The organism is Sphingorhabdus sp. (assembly GCF_044354325.1).
Taxonomy (GTDB): domain Bacteria; phylum Pseudomonadota; class Alphaproteobacteria; order Sphingomonadales; family Sphingomonadaceae; genus Sphingorhabdus_B.
Map to the genome: position 1 here is coordinate 1 of NZ_JBILAF010000005.1, position 24,111 is coordinate 24,111.

The 24,111-nt window shown below is 57.3% G+C and carries 18 protein-coding genes; 8 read left to right on the plus strand and 10 right to left on the minus strand.

Going from position 1 to position 24,111, the window contains the following annotated elements; genetic code table 11:
- The 8 genes from ACIQ0G_RS01000 to ACIQ0G_RS01035 all read left to right on the plus strand — a co-directional run.
- On the plus strand, nucleotides 1-1,215 hold a 1,215-nt coding region (locus ACIQ0G_RS01000), incomplete at its 5' end, for an aromatic ring-hydroxylating dioxygenase subunit alpha (RefSeq protein WP_397576295.1).
- Nucleotides 1,202-2,461: a cystathionine gamma-synthase family protein gene (locus tag ACIQ0G_RS01005; RefSeq protein WP_397576296.1), complete on the plus strand. Its 1,260-nt coding sequence runs from the start codon at nucleotides 1,202-1,204 to the stop codon at nucleotides 2,459-2,461. The genes ACIQ0G_RS01000 and ACIQ0G_RS01005, both read left to right, overlap by 14 nt.
- Entirely contained in the window at nucleotides 2,461-3,924 is a 1,464-nt protein-coding gene (locus ACIQ0G_RS01010) for an NAD(P)/FAD-dependent oxidoreductase (RefSeq protein ID WP_397576297.1), read from the plus strand. The genes ACIQ0G_RS01005 and ACIQ0G_RS01010 overlap by 1 nt, the downstream gene beginning before the upstream one ends.
- Nucleotides 3,921-5,057: an FAD-binding oxidoreductase gene (locus ACIQ0G_RS01015; RefSeq protein ID WP_324478377.1), complete on the plus strand. Its 1,137-nt coding sequence runs from the start codon at nucleotides 3,921-3,923 to the stop codon at nucleotides 5,055-5,057. Before ACIQ0G_RS01010 ends, ACIQ0G_RS01015 begins: the two co-directional genes overlap by 4 nt.
- Entirely contained in the window at nucleotides 5,054-6,310 is a 1,257-nt protein-coding gene (locus tag ACIQ0G_RS01020) for a sarcosine oxidase subunit beta family protein (RefSeq protein ID WP_324478379.1), read from the plus strand. The genes ACIQ0G_RS01015 and ACIQ0G_RS01020 overlap by 4 nt, the downstream gene beginning before the upstream one ends.
- The gene (locus ACIQ0G_RS01025) at nucleotides 6,310-6,573 is read left to right on the plus strand and encodes a sarcosine oxidase subunit delta (protein WP_397576298.1); all 264 of its coding nucleotides are present in this window, start codon (nucleotides 6,310-6,312) and stop codon (nucleotides 6,571-6,573) included. Before ACIQ0G_RS01020 ends, ACIQ0G_RS01025 begins: the two co-directional genes overlap by 1 nt.
- The gene (locus tag ACIQ0G_RS01030; protein ID WP_397576299.1) at nucleotides 6,570-9,305 is read left to right on the plus strand and encodes an FAD-dependent oxidoreductase; all 2,736 of its coding nucleotides are present in this window, start codon (nucleotides 6,570-6,572) and stop codon (nucleotides 9,303-9,305) included. The genes ACIQ0G_RS01025 and ACIQ0G_RS01030 overlap by 4 nt, the downstream gene beginning before the upstream one ends.
- On the plus strand, nucleotides 9,298-9,789 hold the full coding sequence (locus ACIQ0G_RS01035) for a hypothetical protein (RefSeq protein WP_397576300.1): 492 nt from the start codon (nucleotides 9,298-9,300) through the stop codon (nucleotides 9,787-9,789). The genes ACIQ0G_RS01030 and ACIQ0G_RS01035 overlap by 8 nt, the downstream gene beginning before the upstream one ends.
- Here the strand turns inward: ACIQ0G_RS01035 and ACIQ0G_RS01040 are convergent.
- From ACIQ0G_RS01040 to ACIQ0G_RS01085, 10 genes are all read right to left on the minus strand, one after another.
- Entirely contained in the window at nucleotides 9,773-11,077 is a 1,305-nt protein-coding gene (locus tag ACIQ0G_RS01040) for an alpha/beta hydrolase family protein (protein WP_397576301.1), read from the minus strand. The two genes, ACIQ0G_RS01035 and ACIQ0G_RS01040, sit on opposite strands and share 17 nt — an antisense overlap.
- The gene (locus tag ACIQ0G_RS01045) at nucleotides 11,074-12,063 is read right to left on the minus strand and encodes a LysR family transcriptional regulator (protein WP_397576302.1); all 990 of its coding nucleotides are present in this window, start codon (nucleotides 12,061-12,063) and stop codon (nucleotides 11,074-11,076) included. The genes ACIQ0G_RS01040 and ACIQ0G_RS01045 overlap by 4 nt, the downstream gene beginning before the upstream one ends.
- Nucleotides 12,064-12,239: 176 nt before the next feature.
- Nucleotides 12,240-13,757 carry a BCCT family transporter gene (locus ACIQ0G_RS01050; protein WP_397576303.1) on the minus strand — a complete coding sequence of 506 codons (1,518 nt, stop codon included), beginning with the start codon at nucleotides 13,755-13,757 and terminating at the stop codon, nucleotides 12,240-12,242.
- 95 nt (nucleotides 13,758-13,852) lie between these two features.
- Complete coding sequence (locus ACIQ0G_RS01055; protein WP_397576304.1) at nucleotides 13,853-14,359, minus strand: sarcosine oxidase subunit gamma; 507 nt, start codon at nucleotides 14,357-14,359, stop codon at nucleotides 13,853-13,855.
- A complete protein-coding gene (locus ACIQ0G_RS01060; protein WP_397576305.1) occupies nucleotides 14,352-17,213 on the minus strand; it encodes a sarcosine oxidase subunit alpha in 2,862 nt (953 codons plus the stop codon). The genes ACIQ0G_RS01055 and ACIQ0G_RS01060 overlap by 8 nt, the downstream gene beginning before the upstream one ends.
- Nucleotides 17,210-17,482: a sarcosine oxidase subunit delta gene (locus tag ACIQ0G_RS01065; protein ID WP_183942237.1), complete on the minus strand. Its 273-nt coding sequence runs from the start codon at nucleotides 17,480-17,482 to the stop codon at nucleotides 17,210-17,212. The genes ACIQ0G_RS01060 and ACIQ0G_RS01065 overlap by 4 nt, the downstream gene beginning before the upstream one ends.
- Nucleotides 17,482-18,735, minus strand: coding sequence for a sarcosine oxidase subunit beta family protein (locus tag ACIQ0G_RS01070; RefSeq protein WP_324478398.1), 1,254 nt, complete (start codon nucleotides 18,733-18,735; stop codon nucleotides 17,482-17,484). Before ACIQ0G_RS01070 ends, ACIQ0G_RS01065 begins: the two co-directional genes overlap by 1 nt.
- On the minus strand, nucleotides 18,732-19,934 hold the full coding sequence (locus ACIQ0G_RS01075; RefSeq protein ID WP_397576306.1) for an aromatic ring-hydroxylating dioxygenase subunit alpha: 1,203 nt from the start codon (nucleotides 19,932-19,934) through the stop codon (nucleotides 18,732-18,734). Before ACIQ0G_RS01075 ends, ACIQ0G_RS01070 begins: the two co-directional genes overlap by 4 nt.
- Nucleotides 19,935-19,938: 4 nt before the next feature.
- Nucleotides 19,939-22,446: an FAD-dependent oxidoreductase gene (locus ACIQ0G_RS01080; RefSeq protein ID WP_397576307.1), complete on the minus strand. Its 2,508-nt coding sequence runs from the start codon at nucleotides 22,444-22,446 to the stop codon at nucleotides 19,939-19,941.
- A gap of 191 nt (nucleotides 22,447-22,637) precedes the next feature.
- Nucleotides 22,638-24,092: a carotenoid oxygenase family protein gene (locus tag ACIQ0G_RS01085; protein ID WP_397576308.1), complete on the minus strand. Its 1,455-nt coding sequence runs from the start codon at nucleotides 24,090-24,092 to the stop codon at nucleotides 22,638-22,640.
- Between the last annotated feature and the right edge of the window lie 19 nt (nucleotides 24,093-24,111).

Consider the following 24,111-nt stretch of genomic DNA (forward strand, 5'->3'; position numbering starts at 1 on the left):
AAAATGGACTTAGGGCGGATTGACGCGCTGTTCCAGCAGCGTCGCGAAGGACACACCTTACCGCAGGGTCTTTACACCGATCCTGATAGCTTCGATTTCGATATGGCCGCTATTTTCGGCCAAAGTTGGCTTATGGCTGGTCTCGAATGCGAACTGCCCAAGGCCGGAAGCTATCTATCGATGATGGTCGGCAAATGGCCGGTTATCATCACGCGTGATCGGCAGGGTGATATCCGTGCCTTTCACAACAGCTGCCGCCATCGCGGCTCCATGATTTGCGCCGTCGGCAGCGGGACCGCGCCAAAGCTGGTGTGTCCTTATCATCGTTGGACATATGATCTGGATGGCTCTTTGTTTGCGGCAAACCGGATGGGCGATGATTTTGACAAAGCCGAACATGGCCTGAAACCTGTCGCTATCGAATGTGTTGCAGGGGCGATCTTCATCTGCCTGTCCGAAACACCGCCGCCCATTGACGACTTTAGCGCAAAGCTTGCCGAATATGCAGCGCCGCATAATCTGAAAGATGCAAAGCTCGCGTACGAAAGCGTTCTGGTCGAAAATGCCAACTGGAAACTGGTTATGGAAAATGGCCGCGAATGCTATCACTGCAGCACCGGCCACCCCGAACTGTCCAAAACATTTCCGGTCGGAATGTCGAAGCATTTTGATAGCGGCGAAGATGCGCGCGTCATGGCTTTCGAAGAAAAAATGGATGCGCTTGGCCTGCCGCAAACCCCGGTTGAGGGGCATTATTGGCAAATCGCACGCTTTGCATTGAACGAAGGCTGCGTTTCGATATCGGGCGACGGGAAGCACCTGTCCAAAAAGCTGATGTGCGACGCCAACGAAGGCGATATCGGTTCCATGCGCTGGGCGGTTGATCCGCACTGTTTTGTCCATTGCACCGCAGACCATGTTTTCATGTTCAGCGCTATGCCCGTTGGCCCCAATGAAACCCATGTCACCGGCAAATGGTATGTCCATAAAGATGCTGTCGAAGGCGTCGATTATGACGTCGAAAAACTCATTTCATTGTGGACCATGACAAATTTGGAAGACAAGATGCTGGCCGAAAACAATCAATTGGGTGTGAACAGCCCCGGCTACACCCCCGGCCCCTATTCGCAAGAAGCCGAAATGCTCGCTTTGCGTTTTACGGACTATTATTGCGACAAGGCTCGTGATTATATTGCAACCCATGGCAAAGGATAACATCAAGGGGTTGCGCCCCGAAACGCTGGCAGTCGCATTTGGTTATGACCCGGAAATGGGCATGGGATCGGTCAAGCCACCGATCTTCATGACATCCACCTTTGTCTATCCTTCGGCGCAACATGCCAAGAATGTGCACGAAGCATATTTTGACGGCACGGGGCCGCTGGTGGGCGAAACCAACCACATTTATTCGCGGTTGGGGCATCCAGGCTTGGACTTCCTTGAAAAACGCCTCGCGGCCATCGATGGCGCAGAGGAAGCGGTTGCATATTCCAGCGGCATGGCCGCGCATTCAAGCATTGCGCTTGCATATGTCCGCCCCGGCGACAGCGTGCTGCATGGCCGCCCAATCTATGGTGGCGTCGACATGCTCTACAACAGCATCATGCCGCAATTCGGATCGCATGTCGCTGCCTATACCGATGGCACGGATGAAGACGATGTCCGCAAAGCGGCTGATGAAGCGATGGCCAAGGGTCCGTTGAAGCTTATCATCGCCGAGACACCCGCCAACCCGACCGCAGCCGTGGTTGATCTTGATCTGATGGTACGGATTGCGGACGAAGTCGGTGCCATGCAAGGCCACCGGCCGCTGGTGGTGGTCGACAACACCTTGCTCGGGCCATTCGCGCAGCGACCCATCGAACATGGTGTCGACCTATGTATGACCTCGCTGACAAAATATTGCGGTGGGCATAGTGATCTGCTGGCAGGCGGGATTTCGGGTCGCAAGGAATTGATCGACCATCTGCGCATGCAACGCACGACGTGGGGCAATCACCTCGATCCCTATACGTCATGGCTTGTCCTGCGTTCATTGGAATCGGTCGCGGTGCGCACCGAGCGTGCGATGCAAAACGCGCGCGGTGTTGCCGAATTTCTGCGCGATCATCCCAAGGTCGCGGGTGTGACCTATTTGGGTTTCCTTGAACCCGGCACACGTCGGCGCGCAGTCTATGACCGGCAGTGCAAGGCAGCCGGTTCGACATTCTCGTTCCACCTGCACGGCGGTGAGGCAGAGGCCTTCCGCATGCTTGACCAATTAAAGCTGCTTAAGGTAGCGGTCAGTCTGGGCGGTTCGGAAACTTTAATCTGCCATTCGGCGAGCACGACGCATTATGCGGTCCCCCCCGCCCAGCGGTTGGCAGGCGGTATTACCGATGGCACGATCCGACTGTCGGTCGGGTTGGAACATGTTGACGATTTAATAGGCGATTTGCGCCAAGCGCTGGAGGCGGTGTAATGGAACTGAATTTTACCGGAACCGATTTATGCGCGATTAATGGAACGCGCAGCGCTCCTGAAACGCATTATGATACCGTGGTTGTTGGCGCGGGGCCAAGCGGCATAGCTGCGGCGATCGACGCGGCCAAAGCCGGAGCCAAAGTGCTGCTGGTTGATGAAAACCCCGTTTCGGGCGCGTTGATGGGCAATGATATACCGCTATATTTTGGCGGGCGGATGACCGCAGCGACCCAGAATACAGACCGCATGCTCGAAGCTATCTTCATGAGCATGCCCGCGCTTGAAACCGCAATGGATGCCGGCGTCGAATTGTTGCTCGGCACAACGGCATGGGGCGTTTACCGCAATGGACCCGGCGTCGCCAGCCTGCCGCAGCAAGTTGTCGGCCTCGCCGATTCCGAACGATCATATTTGGTCGGTTTTGATAAAATTATCCTCGCGACCGGCGCGCGCGATTTGGCGATGTCGTTCCCCGGTTGGAACCAGCCTGGCGTCATGGGCGCGGCGGCGCTTCAAATGCTGCTTACCCGTTATGAGGCATTTGCCGGACAGCGCATTTTGGTCTTGGGCTCGCATGATCTCGCGCTCGAAACCGCACTGCTGGCGCAGGCGCGCGGTATCGACGTGGTTGGCCTGATTGAAGTCCGCGATGCACCGCAAGGGAATGCCGAACTGGTCGCCCAGGTCGCAGCCGCTGGCATCGCCATCCATTGTGGACAGACCATTACATCGGCAACAGGCGGCATCAACGGCATTGAAAGCGCAACGCTATCAACCGGAGACGTGATCGCCTGTGACACGATCTGCGTCGCTATTGGCCTGATCCCGTCGATCGAACTGGTGGATGCGATGCACGGCCCGCGCGCGCTGAACGCCACGCGGGGCGGATACATTCCGGCCGGCGAACCTTCGGTCACGGCCGTGGGCGATTGTGCAGGGCTTGCAGATAGCGGTTTCGACCATATCGCCTACCGTATGGACTGGATGCGCGCGCTATCTGACATCAGCGCCGATGACACGATCATTTGCCAATGCGAAGAAGTCACGCGCGCCGATTTGATTGGCGTACAGCCACCAAATTACCTGTCGCGCCCAGCGCCAATGTGCGCCCGTTCGCTGGACACTTTGCTTCAGGACGGCCCGGCCAATCCGGACCAGATCAAGCGTCTGACGCGCGCAGGCATGGGCGTGTGCCAGGGTCGCCGTTGCCGCGACCAAGTTGCAATGTTGCTGGCGATTGAGGCGGACAAGCCATTTGGCTCAATCCCGCTCGCCAGCCACCGCGCACCCGTTCGTCCGCTGCCGCTCAAAATCCTTGCGGAATGGGATGAGCCTGCGGAAATGGACGCTGCATGGGATGTCTGGTTTGGTATCCCTACCCAATGGGTGCCGGTTGAGGATATCAACACGCCTTATCAGGATGAGCATCGCCAGATGCTTTACACGGGGATGTACACATGAGCGGTTCGGAAGTTGTCATCGTCGGCGGCGGCGTTACGGGCCTGAGCGCGGGCTGGTGGCTCGCGCGTTCTGGGGTCAAGGTCACAGTACTCGACAAGTTCATCGTCGGTTGGGAAGCCTCCGGACGTAATGGCGGCGGTGCATCGCATTATTCGAGCCCATTGTTTGACGAAGAGCAGCGCCTTTGGCCGCAAATGGACGAATTGCTTGGCTATCCGACCGAGCACCAAAAAGGCCGCATCCTGATTGCGATGACCGAGCGGCAGTGGGAACAATATCGTTTCATTGCCGAACGTCACACGCGGCTTAATCATCCGGTGGAATTGCTGGACGTCAAACAGGTGCAAGAGGCTGTGCCTTTGGCAGGCGACAACAGCTTTGGCGGTGTGCATTATAAATTTGGTGGACACGCAAACCCACAGCGCAGTGTTCAGGCTTATGCTTGGGCTCTGCAAGATCTGGGCGGAAAAATCGTTCAGCACAGCCCGGTAACCGGTTTTGAAACCGCTGGTGGCAAGGTGACGGCCGTGAAGACCGCGAACGCCACTTATGGCTGTGACGCCGTCGTGGTGGCGGCAGGACCGCAGATCCCGCAATTGATGGCACAGCTTGGCGTCGACGTGCCATTGGCAGCCGCCCGCGCGGAAATGATCATCACTGAACCTGCGCCAATGATGCCGCTTGGCGGCGTTGACGGCCACAAAATCTATGGCCGCCAAACGCTGCGCGGAAACCTCGCTTATGGCGGTGGCCCGCATGAATGGCTTGATGTGGACGCAACTGGCCCGGCCGCGCGTCCGTCAACGCCGTTGGCCCGCAACCTTGCGAAACGATTGGCAGAACTTTTGCCAAAGGCGGCGCATCTGAATGTCATCCGCAGCTGGGCTGGCATCATCGAAAACTCGCCCGATGGCCGTCCCATCATCGACCGCCTCACCAGCCCAGACAATGTCGTGGTTGCGTCGATGTCGAGCGTTGGCTTCGGCCTATCGCCAGCGTCGGGTCACGCGATCCGTGATCTGGTGATCGACGGGAAATGTTCGTTTGCCGATATCGATATCCTCAAACTATCGCGTTTCGACAATCTCGAGTCCGATTGGCGCGAAAAGCGCGGGTGGATGCCGATTTCATGAGCCAATATTCGGCTTTCGGATTGCTGCGCGGTGCTTTGAACGGGCAGAAGCATTGGCAACCTGCGTGGCGCGATCCGGAGCCTAAATCGCATTATGATATCATCATCATCGGCGGCGGCGGGCACGGTCTGGCGACGGCTTATTATCTTGCCAAGGTCCATGGCCTGAAAAATATCGCGGTTCTGGAAAAGGGCTGGATAGGCGGTGGCAACACCGGACGTAACACGACGATTGTTCGGTCAAACTACCGGCTAAAGCCATTGCACGACCTGTTCGAATTCGGCCTGAAAATGTGGGAGCATTTAAGCGACGAGTTGAATTACAACGTCATGTTCTCCCCACGCGGCGCAATGTTTCTGGGTCACAGCGACGCCGATATGACCAAGCTTGCCGAACGCGGCGACGCGATGCGGTGCGACGGGATCGATGCAGATTTAATGACCCGGGACGAAGTGCAAAAGCTGGAACCGTTGCTCGACATGTCACGCGATGCACGTTTCCCGATTGAGGGTGGCTTGATTCAGCGGCGCGGCGGTACTGCCCGCCATGATGCCGTCGCTTGGGGCTATGCGCGCGGCGCAGATAGCCTTGGCGTCGACATCATCCAGAAATGCGAAGTCACAGGCTTTGTCCGTGATGGCGATGCGGTGGTCGGCGTGGAAACCACGCGCGGGCGGATCAACGCCGGGCGCGTCGGCATTTGCGTTGCCGGTCATAGCGGCCATGTCGCAGGGCTGGCGGGCCTTAAACTGCCTGTGGAATCGCAAACGTTGCAGGCGATGGTGACCGAAGGCGTCAAGCCAATGATAAACAGCGTGATCATGTCGCAATCGCTGCATTGCTATATCAGCCAGTCTGACAAGGGCGGCATCGTCTTTGGCGGGGACCCTGATAACTGGCCAAGCTATGCCCAACGCGGCAATCCGATGGTCATGGAACGTGCCGTGGCACAGGGCCTGGCGCTCGTCCCGGCGCTATCACGTCTGCGCATGGTGCGGACATGGTCTGGCGTGACCGATATGAGCTTTGACGGCGCGCCAATCATTGGCGAAACGCCGGTGAAGAACCTCTTTCTCAACGGCGGTTGGTGCTATGGCGGGTTCAAGGCGACACCGGCGTCGGGTTGGACATATGCGCACACACTCGCAACCGGCAAACCACATGCCCTGAATGCGCCATTTGCGCTCGACCGTTTCGAACGCGGTGCGACAATCGATGAAACAGGGAGCGGCCCAATGCCGAACAGTCGCTAATGATGCAGTTCACCTGTCCCCATTGCGGCCCGCGCGATCAGGCGGAGTTTATATACGAACGCACCGTAGACGCGGTGGTGTCGCTTGATGCTGCACCCGAAGAGGCGATGAAAACGCTCTTCACACGCAACAATCCACGCGGTGTTGATGAAGAAATCTGGCGGCACACTTATGGTTGCCGTGCATGGATGGTGATCACGCGCAACCGTGTGACGAATGAAATCAGCGCCACCCGTGCCGTTGGTCCGGAGGCTCTGCCGTGATAAACTTCAGTTTCGACGGCAAGACCTATCAAGCAGAAAAAGGCGACACACTCGCTGCCGCGCTCTTGCGCAACGGCATTGGCCTTGTTGGCCGCAGCTTCAAATATCACCGTCCACGCGGGATTATGACAGCTGGCGTTGAGGAGCCAAACGCGCTCGTCACCATCGGCTATGGCGGACGCACTGAACCCAATACCCGCGCGACCGATGTTTTTGTATATGAAGGGCTGGTCGCCAAAAGCCAGAACCGCTGGCCGAACCTGTCATTCGATATCGGTTCTGTCTTTGGCTTGGCCGCGCCTGCCCTGTCTGCCGGTTTCTATTACAAGACCTTTTTCGGTTCGGCCAAACGATGGATGATCTACGAATATTTCATTCGTAAAGCGGCGGGCCTCGGCAATGCGCCGACGAAGACAGACCCCGATCATTTTAGCCACCGTGCGGCCTTTTGCGATGTGCTTGTGGTCGGTGCCGGACCAGCCGGACTTTCCGCCGCTCTCGAAGCCGCTGAAGCTGGCAAAAGCGTCATCCTCATCGAACAGGACAATATTCTGGGTGCCTCGTTAATCCGCGACGGCCAAGATCGCGATGGTGCCTGGGTGGAATCGACCCAAACCCGTATCCGCGCCGCCGGCGGACGCATCCTCACCCGCACCACCGCGTCTGGATATTGGGAGCATGATCTGGTCACGCTGACGCAGCGCATAGCCGAACCGGGTCAAATCCCGCCGCACGGCGTTGCACAGCGGCTTTGGCATGTGCGGGCGGGCCAAGTGATACTTGCGACTGGCAGCATTGAACGCCCTATGGCCTTTGCGCATAATGACCGCCCCGGCGTAATGCTGTCGCAAGCGGTGCGGACCTATCTGAATCGTTTTGGCGTCGTCCCGGGCAAACGCGTGGTGATCGCGACCAATAATGATGACGCGTATAAAACGGCCTACGCTCTGAAGGCGGCTGGAGCTGAGATCGTTGCCATCCTCGATGCACGGCCAGCACCGGCGGGCGCGGACAGCGGCCTGCCAGTCTATCACAACGCCGTTCCGCTTTCGACCAAAGGCGCGCGCCATTGCCTGAAAAGCGTGACCGCGCGTGTCAGTGGCCTGACGCAAAGTTGGGATGCTGATCTGCTCGCTGTTTCCGGTGGCTTCACGCCCGTGGTGCATCTGCATATGCAGGCAGGCGGCACGCTCGATTGGAACGATGCTGCGCAAGCCTTTGTCCCTGCGGCATCGCGTCAGAATGTGACGACGATCGGCGGGGCGGCCAATCCTGACCCCGTGTTCAATGTCGTCCCGGTTTCCACACCAAAGAAAAGCTTCATCGATTTTCAGAATGATGTGACGTTGTCGGATGTCGATCTGGCTTGGGCCGAGGGCTATCGCTCGGTTGAGCATCTCAAACGTTATACCACACTCGGAATGGCGACCGATCAGGGCAAGCTCAGCAATATGGCGGCGCTCGGGCGGCTGGCCGAAAAGCAGGGCGTGGCTATTCCCGAGGCGGGGCTGACCACATTCCGTCCGCCTTATACGCCGGTTACGATGGGCTTGTTGGCGGGCGCTGGCGCGAAAGACGCAGGCGCGCATGTTCGTCGCCTCGCGCTGTACGATGTGCACGCCGCGAAGAACCCGATCTGGCAGCCGCTGGGATATTGGTTCCGCCCCCGTGCCTATCCGGTGGGCAACGAAACTTTGGCGCAAGCGGCACTGCGTGAAGCCAAAGCGGTGCGTTCAAATGTCGGGATGACTGACGTTTCAACGCTCGCGAAGTTTGAAGTGTCCGGGCCAGATGCCGCCGCGTTTCTGGAAATCATCTGCGCAACGACGGTCGGCAAACTTGCGGTCGGACGTGGCCGATACACATTCATGCTGCGCGAGGACGGTTTTGTTTTCGACGACGGTACCGTTTGGCGGTTGGACGAGAACCGTTATCTGTTGACCAGCTCAACCGGCGGCGCGGACCGGATGGCGACGCATATTTCCTATGTCCGCCAATATCTCTGCCCGCATTTGCGCGTCTCCGCCGTCAATGTGCAGGAACATTATGCCGGGATTGCGGTCGCAGGGCCGCAAGCTAAGGCGACGCTGGCGACATTGATTGGCGAAGAACCACCGCGCCATATGTCGACGGTTCCGGCCATGATTGCCGGCGTTCCGGTGATTGTTCTCGCCGCCAGCTACAGCGGCGAACGCGCGTTCGAAATTTATGTCGAGGCAAGCCATGCCGCACCCGTTTGGGCTGCGTGCGAGGCAGAGGTCGCCAAGCAGGGCGGCGCACTCTATGGCCTTGAGGCAATGGAATTCCTGCGTATCGAAAAAGGCCATTTGGTCGTCGGCGGCGAAGTCGACGGGCGGATGACCCCGCATGATCTGGCGCTCGACAAGATGCTCAACAAGGCCGGTGGCTATGTCGGCGCGTCCGGCCTGTCGCGCCCTGCCTTGTCCGAAGCCGGACGGCGGCAACTGGTCGGGCTTGAAGCAATAGAAGGTAACATTCCCGAAGGCGCGATGCTTGTCACAGGCGAAGGCGTGTCCCCACAGGGCCATGTCAGCGCCGCTGCGTTTCGGATACTGGACGGCGGGTCGATTGCGCTTGGCCAATTGACCGACGGCTTTGCACGGCACGGGGAAGAGCTTATCGCAACCTCACCCACGCGCGGTCAAATGGCGCGGGTCCGCGTTGTGGCACCGCATTTCTACGACACGGCCGGGGAGCGTTATCGTGACTGATGTAACAATCACAATGCTGCCCGCAGCGCCGCTTCATGCTCTGGAGATATGGAGCAACCCAGCGGCTGTTGCAGCAAGGTTTAAGAAAGCTGCCGGCTTTGCCTTGCCCGCCATGGGTCGTTCTGGCGGCAATGATGCACTGCGTCTCATCCGTTATGAACCCACCGTCTGGCTGGTCGAAGGCGATGTGTCGGCCCTGCCCGGCATATTGGAGGATGACGGTGCGCTAACCGCAATTGGCGGCAGCATTGTGCGGGTGCAGCTTTCTGGAAAAGGCTGGCGCACATTGTTGATGGAAGGCGGCGTTTTCGATGCGGAAAACCCGAATTTCTCGTCCGGATGCAGCGCGGCAACAATCATCGACCACGTCAATGTTCGCCTGCATGTGGTGGATGACGATATCTGCCACGCCTATGTTCCGCTCAGCTACAGCGAAGCCATGATCCATTTTTGGAAGACAGCAGCGCTCAGTCTGACGCTTTAGGCGCATAACGAAGCGTCATACCGCGCGCATGCCGTTGCTGGAAACCCTTCCACAAGGTAACATTTTCGCCGCCCGGGCTATACGCACCCCATGGCGTCCCGGCGGGCGCATTCCACACGCCATCATCTGAATTTTCGGTGGCGACTTTAAGATACGCATTTTTGCTCTCGTCGCCCCGTAAATGCACGGCCAGAAACGCGGAAATAAAGTGCAGGTTGATGGCATTGATCCGGTCCCGCCGCCAAATCGGGTCTTCGAACCAGTCTATGTCCCACAGCGAACCACGCATTTCACGCGGCGCAGGGTTGAGCGCGATTGCATGGCCAGCTTGCTTGTAAGTGAGCAAATAGCGGTCGGCATTTACAGCGCCACCAAAGACGGCCAGCGCCCCCGTTTTATAGTCAACAGTAAAGTCGCTATCGCCGTGTATCAGAAACAGCGGCGCCGTCAGCGCGGCGAGGCCCTCGGCCCCCCATGCGCTGCTCGGTGCGCCGCCAGCCGGCGCCAGTGCCACCACAGCCTTGACGCCTGGCACTTTGATAGCGTCAGCATCCGCACTGCGGCGCGCGAATTTCTTCAGCCACCCACCCGCAACCGCATTCATATTCGGACCCGCAGGGTCAAGCGTTGCGCCACCCGCGGTGAGCACCCCATAACCACCTTGTGAATAGCCGATCAGCGCAACATTATCCGGGGCAATCAAATCCCCCAAAGTGGCGCGGAGCTGCGCCGCGGCAAATACAATGTCATGCGGCCGGTTGAAATTCGGCGCAGCACGCGTGGTTGGTGCAACGACATAAGGGTTTGGATCGCGATGATGGATCGCCGCAACGACATAGCCTTTTGACGCAAGATTCTCGGTCAACCACGTCATAACCGCCGGGTTGTTGCTATAGCCATGGCTTATAATGACCAACGGGTGCTTGCGGCCTGCGGCTGGCGCCCCCGCAACCGCGATACCCTTTTGCGTAAACGCGACCGGCGGAAGCGGTGGCTCTGCCCATAAGCTGCCGCGATACAAGACGGTTTTGGAACCCTTTTTCGCCGTGGCGGGATACCAAATATCCACCTGTACATTGCGGTCGACGAGGCGAACATTGCTGGGGTCCGCTTGTGCGTTTTCTACGTCGGGCTGGTCCCGATGCGTGAAGGTGACGGAACGAAAGCCAACGCCATATGCACCCATTGCCGCAAGCTCGGGCGCATCGGCGCCGGGAACACTGGGTGGGCTGGCGTAGATAGGGGCAGCCAGCAAGATCAATATGGAAGCGATAAGGTGCCGCATCATGCTATCAACTCCTCGTTTTCGGCCGAAGGCGACGGCCACGCCAATTGCTGTGCCATCCATGGATATTCATCGATGAGCGGCGGGAAGATTTTTTCCTGCAACACCTGCTGGCACAAAGCCGCGGTTAGGCTGGGGATATTGCCCAATTCATCGATCCGCGCGACGACTTGGACCGACCGTGAAAACCGCCCCCTCGTCATCGGTTCGGCGCGCAATTGGGAAAGCAGTTCCGGCACCGCCGCCAAGCAAACGGGCGTGGTAATCGCCCAACCGATCCCCGCCGCCACCAATGCCAATTGCTGATGCGACGATTCCACTTCAACCATCTGCGGCAGTTTCAGCTTCATCCGGACAATCTGGCGTTCAATCTGCTGCCCCGTTCCGGTAAGCCGCGAAAAGCGGATAAACGGCAATGACGATGGCAAGCCGACAAGATCCAGCGGCTCTCGAAAATCTTTGGGGAAAACGAGAATGAAGCTTTCTTCAAACACAGGGTGCAGCTCGACGGTGTCACGATGCTCAAGATTGAAGCTGCCGGTCACGAGCATATCAATGTCGCGCGCCAGAAACTCGCCCTGATGCTCCATGGAGATACCCGATCGGATATTCCACCGGTCGGCCCGCGCACCGAGGCTATGCAAAATCGGCGCGGTCAGTTGGTTGGCAAGGCTGAACGACATCGCGACCGTAATGCTGGATATGGGCAAGTTTGCGCCTTCACGCACTTCGTCATAGGCCAATCTGGCGTGCGCAATCAGCTTTTGCCCGCGCGCAAACAGCGACTTTCCGCTGGCCGTTAGGCCCAATGGCCGCATCGTGCGGTCGAACAGGGACGCGCCTATGCCGGCCTCAAGCTTCGCAATGGTTTGGGAAACCGCCGACTGCGTCACCTGCAAATGGGCCGCACATTGCGACATGCCGCCAAGTTCGACGGTCATCACGAATACTTCGAGCGCGTGCAGATCGAATTCTTGTGGCAGTTTCATGCAGCAACCCTCCCAAGCGTGCAGGTATAGCCCATGGCTAACATTACCTCAGCTAATGGCTATTCGAGACCGCCAGTAATAGTGCTATGCATTTTCGACATAGCCAGATTATCCGCCAGCGGCGTTGCAGGCTTGCATCACTTTTCTGGACGTCGGCGCAGCGGCAAAAGGTCCGCTTATGTGTTGCCGCTGCAGTCCGGATTGCGATGCAGCGCCAACAATCCTCTGAGCGTACCCAGACACATACACAGCAATATCAAAGCCAAGGGTAAACCGGTGGCGATTGCACCCGCCTGAAGCGACGTGAGGCCTCCACTAAGCAACAGAACGACGCCGATACCGCCAACCGCGACCAGCCAGATGGTCTTTTGCCGAAGCAATGTATCGGTGCGTCCGCCCGCAGTCATGGTGTCAATCACCAGCGTGCCCGAGTCCCAGCCCGTCACGAAAAAGATCAGGATCAGGCCAATGGCAACAAATGAGGTGAGCTGCGCCCAAGGCAACGTACCGAGCAGCACAAATAGCTGCGTATCCAGTGATGCTTTGGCCAAGTCCGCACCATTGCCCGCAACGATTTGCGCGATGCTTGCGTCCCCAAAAATCGTGAGCCACAATATGCCCAGCAGGCTCGGCGCGATCATGGCCCCGGCAATGAATTCACGCACCGTCCGGCCCAATGAAATGCGCGCCATGAACATGCCCACAAATGGGGCCCAGCTGATCCACCATGCCCAATAATAGACCGACCAATCATTGTAAAAGCCGGTGTCGGTGCGGCCAACCGGATTTGATAGTGCGGGAAGAAATTTGAGATAGTTGACGATATTGGTCGCAAGATCGCCGATAAGCTGAAGCGTGGATCCGGTGGTTAAGACAAACACCAGCAAGGCAAAGGCAACCCACATGTTGACCTCGCTCAAAATGCGGATGCCGCGATCAATGCCCCCCCGGATCGACAGAAACGTAATTGCGGCCATCACCGCTATCAACGCCAGTATGGTTAGTGACGAGCTCGTTACGCCGTAAAGATAAACGATCCCCGCCATCGCTTGCTGCGCTCCAAGCCCAAGCGACGTGGCCAGTCCAAAGATAGTCGCAAGGACCGCAAGCACTTCTATGACGTCGCCGGTGCGGCCCCAAACCGCCTTTCCAAATAAGGGGTAGAATGCCGACCGCATCGACAACGGCATTTTGAAATCAAAGCTGAAGAGCGCAAGCGCGAGACCGGTGACTGCGAAAATGGCCCATGGATGTAAAGCCCAGTCAAAGATGGTCGCCGCCATCGCGATGCTGCGTGCCGCTTGTGCGTCGCCAACAGCGCCGCCCAACGGCGCCGCAGGACCGCCTGCCATCGAAGACGTGAAATGGGTGACGGGCTCACCCACGCCATAAAAAACCAAGCCGATGCCCATGCCTGCGCCAAACAGCATAGCAAACCACGACAATCGCGAATAATCAGGCGTAGCGCCTTTGCCGCCCAACCGGATTTTCCCCAGCGGTGAAATTGCAACAACGACGCAAAATATCAGCAGAAGATTGCCCGACATCATGAAGAACCAGTCGAAATGGGCAACCGCACCACTCCGCAAGCCCGCAAAAAGGTCCGCCGACGCTTTAGGCGCGATCAGGCTGAATAAAATGACCGCGAACGCAATAATGGCCGTCGGGAAAAAGACAGCGGGGTTGATATGCATTCCACCCCAATGGCGATTGGATTGGCCATAGTTCCCCAGATCTATTGCTTTGTCCCAATCCGCCAATGAACTCTCCTTAAGGTCTCAAGCCACCATCAATGGCTGGCAGCCGCCGTGAACGCCGTCCACAGCCATGCGGCAAAACTGCGCCACACCTCAACATGAAAACGATCTTCACCGTCGCGGATGATGATGATTTCGACCGTTTCATAAATTGTTCGCGTGGCCCGGCCGACCGCAAAATTGTCGAGATCAAGCGGGCAGCCTGTCATCAGCAGTTCCGCTGCGCGTGGCCCTTCAAGGACAAGGCAGATCGACCGTTCGCTGATATCGGTGATGGCAACCGGCAATCCCGCGCCGGTTGGCATGGCCGTCTCCGCTGCCGTGCGCAGGAGCCATTCGTCCGGACCAAGGCACGCAATGCCACTTTCGGTCGCGCCGATTTTCTGTGGCACTTTTGCGTTGAGCACAGTTTCCAGAGCCTCGGCCGTCCGCGCCCGCAGCGAATAACGCTTCATCGGTGCAGCAAGGCTGATGCTGACACCATCGGCTACGTACGGCGTGGATGAAACGGGTTCGTTCCTGGAAAGGGCATCAGACATGCAGCCGCGCTCCTTCTGCATCATAAAAAACCATGCCGCTCACTTTCGCCTCATGCGTTTTGCCTGGCATCGGGATGTGCAGCGTGCCGCCCATCATCTCGTGCCCACCTGCCACTAAGGCAAAGGCGATCGACCGACCAAGCGTTTCGCTCCAGTAAGAAGAGGTCACATGGCCGATCATCGTCATCGGGATTGGCTGGCGCGGGTCGGCAACAATCTGCGCGCCTTCTTCCAGTACAACATTGGGATCATCGGTCAGTAGCCCGACCAATTGTTTCCGCCCCGGCGCAACGATGTCAGGCCGTGCCATGGACCGCTTGCCAACAAAGTCCGGCTTTTTCTTGCCCACCGCCCAATCGAGACCGGCATCAAACGGGGTTATGGTGCCGTCGGTATCTTGTCCGACGATGATGAAGCCCTTTTCAGCGCGCAGCACGTGCATAGCCTCCGTGCCATAGGGGGTGATGTCAAATTTCGCACCCTCTGCCATCAAATGTTCCCACAAGGCGCGGCCATAAGCGGTCGGCACGTTGATTTCGAAACCAAGTTCGCCCGTGAAGCTCACCCGGAAAAGGCGTGTTGGAATGCCGCAGATTGTGCCTTCGCGGATCGCCATATGCGGGAAAGCGTCGGCGGATAGGTCAATGCCCTCCACCAGTGGTTCCAACAATTTGCGCGCATTTGGACCTTGCAGCGCAATAACCGCATATTGCTCTGTCGTGCTGGTCAACCAGACGTCAAGGTCAGGCCATTCTGTCTGGAGATAATCCTCCATCATATTCAGCACGCGCGCGGCACCGCCAGTCGTGGTGGTCAGATGAAAGCGGTCGGGCGCCAACCGCGCCGAAACACCGTCATCGGTGATGAAGCCATCCTCTTTCAAAAGCAGCCCATAGCGGCAGCGGCCTGGCTCAAGCGCTTTCCAGGGGTTGGTATACATGCGGTTCAGGAATTCGGCGGCATCGGGGCCAACGACTTCAATCTTGCCTAAGGTCGATGCATCAAAAATGCCGACTGACGACCGCACCGCAACGCATTCGCGGTTCACCGCCGCGTGCATGTCCTCGCCCATTTTGGGGAAATAACGTGCGCGCCGCCACTGTGCGACCAGTTCGAACACTGCGCCATTTTCGGCGGCCCAGCCGTCGATATTGGTCGTCCGTGTCGGTTGGAACAATGCGCCCTTTGCATGACCTGCGAACGCACCGAAGGTCTGCGGCGTATATGGCGGGCGAAAGCTTGTCAGACCAATATCGGTCACCGGCTTGGCAAGTGCTGTTGATGCAATCTGCAAGCCATTGAGGTTCGATGTCTTGCCCTGATCGGTCGCCATGCCGTTGGTTGTGTAGCGCTTGATATGCTCGATAGAGCGGAAGCCCTCACGCACCGCCAGCTTGATATCCTTTGCCGTGACATCATTCTGAAAATCGACGAAGGCCTTTATCCGGCTTTGGTCCTTGGGCGTTGGCAACACATCAATAATCGCGCCGCTGCCAAAATCCCAACCGCCTGAACATGCCCCGACACAGCGCACATTTTCGTTCGGTTGATCGGGAACATAGGCGCCAATGTCATCACGCCATGCAAGCGATCCTTTGCTGTGCGACCATAGATGCACACTCGGCGTCCAACCGCCTGCCATCAACAGCGCATCGCAATCGATACGCGCGCCGACATAATCGTCATTATTGCAGATCTGGATGGATGTGACGCGGTGCCGGCCATTTACGCCAGTGACGCTATGGTTAAGGTGCACGTTGATGCCAAGGCGGTTGGCCTCGTCCAGCAGCGCAGAGGACACCTCGGTGCGCACATCGATGATCGCCTTTACGCCGACACCCGCTTTTGCCAAGGCGAACACATCATGCCAGCCGCTGTCATGGGCGGTCATCAACGCGACCGACTGGCCGACCGCGACGCCGTAGCGAAGGCCGAAAACCTTTGCGGCGGACGACAGCATCACGCCCGGCGTATCGTTGCCGTCAAAAACGAGCGGCCGTTCAATCGCACCTTGCGCAAGGACCACTTCACCGGCCCGCACGCGCCATAATTTTTCGCGCGGGCTGTCCGAATTGTCCGGCATGTGATCGGTCAACCGCTGCACCGCGCCAATAAAGTTGTCGTGATAATATCCGAACGCCGTCGTGCGCGTGAGTATCGTAACATTGGGCGCATCGTTTAGCGCTTTGCGACTGCGCTCCAGCCACGGCCATAGAGCCGGATCAGCAAGCGCACCGCCGCCAAGTTCATCCTGTTCATCGATCAGGATGATCCGCTTGTTCGAACCCATAGCTTCCAATGCGGCATCAATACCGGCGGGTCCCGCGCCAACGATCAACAGGTCGCAATGGGCATAAGTGGATGCATAAATGTCCGGGTCTTCTTGGGTCGGCGCATCGCCAAGTCCAGCCATCTTGCGGATCGCTGGTTCATACAGCTTTTCCCAAAAAGAGCGCGGCCACATGAAGGTTTTATTGTAAAAACCAGCCGGGAAAAACATACCCAACCGGTCATTTATCGCGCCAAAATCGCGCTTTAGCGACGGCCAACGATTTTGACTGAAGGCGTTGAGCCCTGCATGGATCTCGACACCGGTTGCACGCAGATTGGGCGTGAAGCGACCTGCCCCCCGATCCACCGAGATCAGCGCGTTCGGCTCCTCACTGCCCGCTGCCATAATTCCGCGCGGGCGGTGATATTTAAACGATCGGCCGAAAAGGCTGACACCATTGGCGAGCAAGGCTGAAGCCAAAGTGTCGCCAGCGAAACCTTGATAGGAATGTCCATCAAAGCTGAACATCACAGGTCGGCTGCGATCAATCCGCCCGCCATTTTCGAGACGATATCCGCTCATCGCCGCGGCTCCCCAGCCTTGTAAGTCGTTTCAAATTTGTCGGTCACTGTGTCGCGTACCGCGTTGAAAAAGCGACCGCAGCCATGCACATGCCGCCAGCGTTCGTGATGCCGCCCGCGTGGATTGGCGCGAATGAAAAGATAGGCTTCCCATTCTTCGTCGCTCTGGCTTGACGGGTCCAATGGGCGGGCAACATGCGCCTGCCCGGCGTTGGCAAATTCGATTTCGGGACGTTTCTCGTCACAATAAGGGCAGTGAATTAAGATCATTAGTGTGCCACCGCCGCTGCTGCTGCCTCGTCAATCAACCGTCCATTGCGGAAGCGGTCGAGATTGAAGGGCGCGTTGATGCGATGCGGCTCGTCCTTCGCCATGGTGTAGGCCAGCAAATCGCCGGCCCCGGGCGTCGCCTTAAAGCCGCCAGTGCCCCAGCCGCAATTGACATATAGCCCCTTGACCGGGGTCTTGCCCAATATCGGTGAGCGGTCGGGTGTCACGTCGACAATCCCGCCCCACGTGCGCAACATCCGCATCCGCCTGTAAATCGGAAAAATTTCGCAGATTGCAGCGAGCGTATGTTCGATAATGTGGAGCGCGCCGCGTTGCGAGTAGCTGACATATTGGTCGGTGCCTGCACCAATGACCAATTCGCCTTTGTCCGACTGGCTCATATAGGCATGGACTGTGTTCGACATAACGACGCAAGGGAACGTCGGTTTGACGGGCTCTGAAACCAGTGCCTGCAAGGGGTAGCTTTCCAACGGAAAGTCCAAACCAGCCATCTGCATAACAACAGACGTATTGCCCGCCGCCGACACGCCAATACGCTTTGTAGCGATAGGCCCGCGGGTGGTTTCAACGCCCTCAACCGCACCATCGGCACCGCGCCGGATAGCCGTAACCGCGCAATTCTGGATGATATCAACGCCCAAAGCCGCCGCGGCCCGCGCATAGCCCCACGCCACCGAATCGTGCCGTGCCGTGCCGCCGCGCCGTTGCAAAGCGGCCCCCAGCACAGGGTGCCGTGCATCGGGCGAAATGTTCAGGGGCGGACAATAATCTTTGGCCTGCTGCGGTGTCAGCCATTCATTGTCGACACCGTTCAGCCGGTTGGCATTGATATGCCGTTGCAGGCTCTGCACATCATGCACATTGTGCGCCAGCATCATGACGCCGCGTTTCGAATACATGACGTTGTAGTTCAGTTCCTGACTCAAACCATCCCACAGCTTCACCGCATGATCATAAAGATGCGCGCTTTCATCATAGAGATAGTTTGAACGGATAATCGTTGTGTTCCGCCCGGTGTTGCCGCCGCCGATCCAGCCTTTTTCAAGCACAGCGACGTTGGTAATCCCGTATTTTTTGGCGAGATAATATGCCGCCCCTAAGCCATGCCCGCCGCCGCCGACGATGATGGCATCATAAGCCGGTTTTGGTGCAGCATCGGGCCATTGTTCGGGCCAATCCTGATGTCCGCCAAGCGCTTTGGCGAAAAGACTGAAAGCACTGTGGTGGGTCATGATATTTTCTCAAGCGCGGCATTCGCGCGGCTCACATAGAAACTCTTAAAGTCGTCGACCAGCTTTTCTTCAACGGCATAAGGCCCCTGAATATAGCCATCGCTGGCGATCCCGCGATGGTTGATCGCAGAGAAATGCCCGTCCTGCTCATTTGTTTTGCGCCACAATGCGGCCAAACGTTCGGGATCGTAATCGACGCCCTCAACCGCATCTTCGTGCACCAGCCAACTGGTGCGCAGCAATGTCTTGTCCGGCGAAATCGGGGTCAGTGAAAATGTCACGACATGGTCGCAGCAGAAATGGTGCCAGCTATTGGGCTGAGTCCAAACAGACAGGCTGGACGTTTCAGGTGCAGTAAATGGCCCGATCAATTTTTGACACGCCAGCTTGCCGTCTATTGATTGCGTTACTGCGCCATTGGCCAGCGCCAACCGCGCGACCCGGTGCCACCAGCCGTCGGGAAATTCGATCAGATCATGGTCGATGCCGAGCGTTTTCCACTCTTCATGCTTTGCCGCATTGTCAGGCGCATCTTTACCAAAGCCTGTTGTCCCAAGCACACTAATCAGTTCAGGATGACCGACGTCGCAATGGTAACATTCGCGATTATTCTCCATCACCAATTTCCAGTTGGCGTCTTCGATATAATTGTCCTGAACAACGACCTTTAGCTTTTCGAGATCATAGACCGAAATCTGTTCGGATATGTCCGCCTTTACGCGGTCAATCGGCGGTGGATTGTCGCCCAAGCAGATAAAAATAAGTCCGCCGACATTTTCCAACGCCACAGGCGAAAGCCCATGATCTGCTTTGTCAAAATCCTCCGCCATGCTGCGCGCGGCAAGCAGCTGACCATCAAGACCATAGGTCCATTGATGATAGGGACACATTAAACGCGGCGCCCGTCCGCGCTGTTCGAGGCAAATTTTGGCCCCGCGATGTCGGCAGCTGTTCCAAAACGCGCGCACTTGCATATCGCGGCCACGCACAATGACGACCGAATTCTGCGCCAGTTCGAACACGAAGAAATCGCCCGGATTTTTCACATGCGCGACGGTACAGGCGTAAAGCCAAACCGACTTTAGCATGACTTGCGTATCAAATTCGAACGCGTCTTCGCTCACATATAATTCGCGCGGCAAGGTATGGCCCTTGCGATCCTGCGCAAGCAAATCGGCGATGGGGGCGAAACGAGACATCGGCTTAGCTCTTCAGTGCATTATTTTCAGGGTCGAACGGCGAGTCCGCAATGATCGTCGCCTTGTGGCGAACGCCCAAGATCGCAATTTCAAACTCTGCACCTGCCTGCGCCAAATCAGGCCGGACCATCGCGAGCGCTAGCGACTTGCCCACGCGCCAACCATAACCGCCAGAGGTCACGCGGCCAACGACATCATCGCCATGATAAATCGGCTCAGACCCGCGCGCATCGGCATCGGTTACGCCATGCACTTCCATCGTCACAAGCGTATTGGCACCGCCCCGTTCCTGCCATGCAAGCAATGCATCGCGGCCATGAAAGGTTGGTTTCTTTAGGCTGACAAAGCGGTCCAACCCGCTTTCAAAGGCAGAATATTCAACCGACAATTCACGCGGGATCAGCTTGTAGCTTTTTTCGAGCGCCATTGACGTCATCGCGCGGATACCGAACGGCTTAATCTCAAACTCCGCGCCAGCCTCCATCAGCCGGTCGAAAATATAATTCTGCATTTCGATGGGATGATGGATTTCCCAACCAAGTTCACCGATGAAATTGACCCGCAGCGCATCGACCTGCGCCAGACCAATGCTGATTTTCTTGCCGGTCAACCATGGGAAGGCGTCATTGGACAGGTCGGCATCGGTCAGCTTCGCCAACACATCGCGCGAACGCGGGCCCGCCAGAACGAGCACGCCCATCGCCGTGGTCAGCCGTTCAAAGCTAACGGATCCATCGCGCGGCAGGGCCTTTTTCAAATAATCATGGTCATGCCGCTCATAGGCGCCAGCCGAGACAAGATAATAACGCTGCGGCGCGACTTTATAGACGGTGAACTCACTGCGCACGCCGCCCTTGTTGGTGAGCAGATACGACAAAGTTACGCGTCCGACCTTTTTCGGCACCGCATTTGTCAGCAGCTGGTCGAGCCAGGCTTCCGCACCCGGGCCTGATATCTCGCATTTGGCAAATGCGCTCATATCCTGAATGCCCACTTTTTCGTGCACATGGCGACACTCATTGCCGACATGTTCGAAATAGTTGGACCGACGGAACGACCATTTTTCGCGAATGGGTTGATCGGCAACGACGGGATGATTGTCGTTCAAAAGCACGTCGGGCTTGTCGAGATCAGCCTCACTGAGCGCATAGCCTTCCGGCGCGAACCAGTTGGGGCGTTCCCAGCCGAACACACTGCCAAACACCGCGCCAAGCGCCTTCATCCGGTCATAGCAAGGGGTGCGCCGCAATGCGCGTCCCGCTTCACGCTCTTCATCGGGATAATGCACGGTGAAGACCTTGGCATAAGCCTCTTCGTTCTTTTCAATCAAGAAGCCGCGGCCAGCATAATCGCCAAAGCGGCGCGGATCGACGCCCATCATGTCGATCGTTGGTTCACCATCGACAATCCAATGTGCCAACTGCCAACCAGCGCCACCTGCTGCGGTAACGCCAAAACTGTGGCCTTCGTTGAGCCAGAAGTTTTTCAGTCCCCATGCAGGCCCGACAATGGGCGACCCGTCGGGCGTATAAGCGATTGCGCCATTATACACGCGCTTAATGCCAACCTCGCCAAAGGCTGGCACGCGCTTCATTGCGGCGAGAATATAGGGCTCAAGCCGTTCAAGCGCGTCAGGGAACAATTCATATTCGCTGGTTGCCGAAGGGCCATCAACATAGCAGGCCGGCGCACCCAGTTCATATGGCCCCAACAACAGTCCGCCCGCTTCCTCACGCATATAATAGCTCGCGTCGGATTCGCGCAGGACGCCCATTTCGGGCAAACCAGCTTTTTTCCGCGCCATGATGTCCGGATGCTGCTCGGTCACGATATATTGATGCTCGACCGGGATCACGGGGATATCGAGGCCGACCATTGCGCCTGTCTGACGCGCGAAATTGCCGGAGCATGATACGACATGCTCGCACGTGATGTCGCCTTGATCCGTTGAAATAAGCCATTCGCCGTTGGGCTGCTGCGTGATCGCGGTGACGGTTGTGTTGCGATAAATGGTCGCACCGCGTTGCCGCGCGCCCTTGGCCAATGCCTGCGTTAAGTCGGCGGGCTGGATATAACCGTCATCGGGATGCTGGATAGCGCCGATAACGCCATCCATATCCGCAAGCGGCCAAATATCTTTGACGTCGTCGGGGCTCAGGAAATTAACATCGACGCCAATGGTACGCGCAACGCCCGCATAATAATTATACTCATCCATCCGGTCTTTGGTGGTCGCCAACCGGATGTTCGTGACTTGCGAAAAACCGGCATGCAGGCCGGTTTCTTCCTCAAGCGTCGGATATAATCCTACCGAATATTGATGCAGCTTGCCGACGGAATAGCTCAAGTTGAAAAGCGGCAAAAGGCCCGCGGCATGCCAGGTTGAGCCGGAGGTTAACTCCTTACGCTCCAGCAAGACGACATCGCTCCACCCCATTTTTGCAAGATGGTACAACGTGCTTACGCCGACAACGCCACCACCAATTACAACTGCCCGTGCTGTGCTCTTCATAATATCCACCAATTTTCGTTATCGCGGCCCTATGTCAGACTAAAAGCTGGTGCGGCAATCGGATTGCGCCATGGAATCACAGCAACAGGTTTTTCTAATATTAAATATTAGTACTGTTTACTTGACGACCAAGCAAGGCCGGGAAGAGGCACGGATTTCCTTGGGCGTCGTGGCCGCGCAATATGCAGCTGTCACAGAACGGTTCGGTCCGCCCAATGCGCGTGGGTTCCGCTGCTGATCTTATGTGGCAGGGCGATTCTGCACACCGGTCCTTCATCAAAGCGTTTGCAGTCGATCAGGATGCATTCTGACGTTCCACGGTTTTCGTCGGTCACAAAGCTGACAAGATAGCCATCGTCTTCGTCTGTGGCGCCCACGCGCGGGGCAAAGGGCGCTTCGCTGGCATAGCGCCCATCGGTCAGCTGAACTTCCCACGACTCGCCAGTGACCAAATCATGTTTGACGAAGCCTGTGAACAGGAACCAGCCCGGCTTTGACGTCGTGCTATAGGCATAACGGTATGGCAGCCCCAAATAGCGTTGGTTCATCATGCCAAACTCTAAAATTCGGTCATCCAACCGCTCTTCGCGTGTGGTGCCATCTTTCAAGTTGAAGCGCCAACGGTGCAGCTTGGGCTTAAAGCTATGTTCGTCGACATAGGCCATCATATGCCCATAGCCGTCGGCATTTTCGATTGGTGGCGGATAGGGATCCTCTTCGAAATAGCCGTCGAGGATGACCTCGTCCCGTTCCTCATAGGCATTGATGAAGTGCAGGACAAAGGTCGGGTCCGCTTCAAACCAGCGGATATCTTCGGGCTGGCCATAACGTGGAATGAGCGCAAAACGCGATGGCAGCCCTTCGTGCAGCCGCGTCACATGGACATCGCGCTTCAACAGTTCCTCATCCCAGAACAAAGGGAAGTCGCATAATATTGACCAGTTTTCGGTGAACATCATGTCATGCGGCAAACGCGGCCCGGGAAGCGGGATGGGCACATAATGCGCAAGCTTGCCGCTGCGGTCCACCACGCCATAATGCATATAAGGCGCATGTTTGGAGTAGTTGAAAAACAGCAACTCGCCGGTGCGTTCATCAACCTTAGGATGCGCCGAAATGCCGTCCAGCGGCACCCAGGACGCAACGCCCTCTTGCTCGAGCGTTTCGGGGTCGAGCACATAGCCCTCGCCGCACTGGTAGAAAGTGGACACAGCCTTGCCAGCATGCACGATAATGTCCGTGCTTGATGAATCCTTAAGACTGCCATGCGCGCCAAAGCCGGGGCGTTTCGACACACTCACCTTGTCCATCAATCCGCCCCAGAGCGAGCCGCCGGCATCTTGCTCCGCCTGAAAACAACGGGTGCGCACAAAGCGATTGCGATAGCTTGCCTTGCCACCCGAAAAATCAATCTGGTGGATCATGCCGTCGCCGTCGAAGGGATGGTAGCGCCCTAGCGGTTGATGGATCTGGTTTTCGGTATTGCGCAAATAGACGCCGTCAATGTCGTCAGGAATGCTGCCTTCGATGACCGCAAGGTCCGTCGCGGTGACCTCTTCATGCTGCGGCGTCCACGCACCGTTGAGATAGGGGTGGTTGCTCGGCTGCAGCGTTGCTTTCACCGGTGGCAATTTGTCGACTAGCATTGCGTGCTCTCCTCAGGCC

Excerpts from the sequence above, each read along its gene's own strand:
- ACIQ0G_RS01005 (WP_397576296.1), top strand. The coding sequence starts at position 1,202 with ATGGCAAAGGATAACATCAAGGGGTTGCGCCCCGAAACGCTGGCAGTC.
- ACIQ0G_RS01010 (WP_397576297.1), top strand. The coding sequence starts at position 2,461 with ATGGAACTGAATTTTACCGGAACCGATTTATGCGCGATTAATGGAACG.
- ACIQ0G_RS01015 (WP_324478377.1), top strand. The coding sequence starts at position 3,921 with ATGAGCGGTTCGGAAGTTGTCATCGTCGGCGGCGGCGTTACGGGCCTG.
- ACIQ0G_RS01020 (WP_324478379.1), top strand. The coding sequence starts at position 5,054 with ATGAGCCAATATTCGGCTTTCGGATTGCTGCGCGGTGCTTTGAACGGG.
- ACIQ0G_RS01025 (WP_397576298.1), top strand. The coding sequence starts at position 6,310 with ATGATGCAGTTCACCTGTCCCCATTGCGGCCCGCGCGATCAGGCGGAG.
- ACIQ0G_RS01040 (WP_397576301.1), bottom strand. The coding sequence starts at position 11,077 with ATGATGCGGCACCTTATCGCTTCCATATTGATCTTGCTGGCTGCCCCT.
- ACIQ0G_RS01045 (WP_397576302.1), bottom strand. The coding sequence starts at position 12,063 with ATGAAACTGCCACAAGAATTCGATCTGCACGCGCTCGAAGTATTCGTG.
- ACIQ0G_RS01050 (WP_397576303.1), bottom strand. The coding sequence starts at position 13,757 with ATGCATATCAACCCCGCTGTCTTTTTCCCGACGGCCATTATTGCGTTC.
- ACIQ0G_RS01055 (WP_397576304.1), bottom strand. The coding sequence starts at position 14,359 with ATGTCTGATGCCCTTTCCAGGAACGAACCCGTTTCATCCACGCCGTAC.
- ACIQ0G_RS01060 (WP_397576305.1), bottom strand. The coding sequence starts at position 17,213 with ATGAGCGGATATCGTCTCGAAAATGGCGGGCGGATTGATCGCAGCCGA.
- ACIQ0G_RS01065 (WP_183942237.1), bottom strand. The coding sequence starts at position 17,482 with ATGATCTTAATTCACTGCCCTTATTGTGACGAGAAACGTCCCGAAATC.
- ACIQ0G_RS01070 (WP_324478398.1), bottom strand. The coding sequence starts at position 18,735 with ATGACCCACCACAGTGCTTTCAGTCTTTTCGCCAAAGCGCTTGGCGGA.
- ACIQ0G_RS01075 (WP_397576306.1), bottom strand. The coding sequence starts at position 19,934 with ATGTCTCGTTTCGCCCCCATCGCCGATTTGCTTGCGCAGGATCGCAAG.
- ACIQ0G_RS01080 (WP_397576307.1), bottom strand. The coding sequence starts at position 22,446 with ATGAAGAGCACAGCACGGGCAGTTGTAATTGGTGGTGGCGTTGTCGGC.
- ACIQ0G_RS01085 (WP_397576308.1), bottom strand. The coding sequence starts at position 24,092 with ATGCTAGTCGACAAATTGCCACCGGTGAAAGCAACGCTGCAGCCGAGC.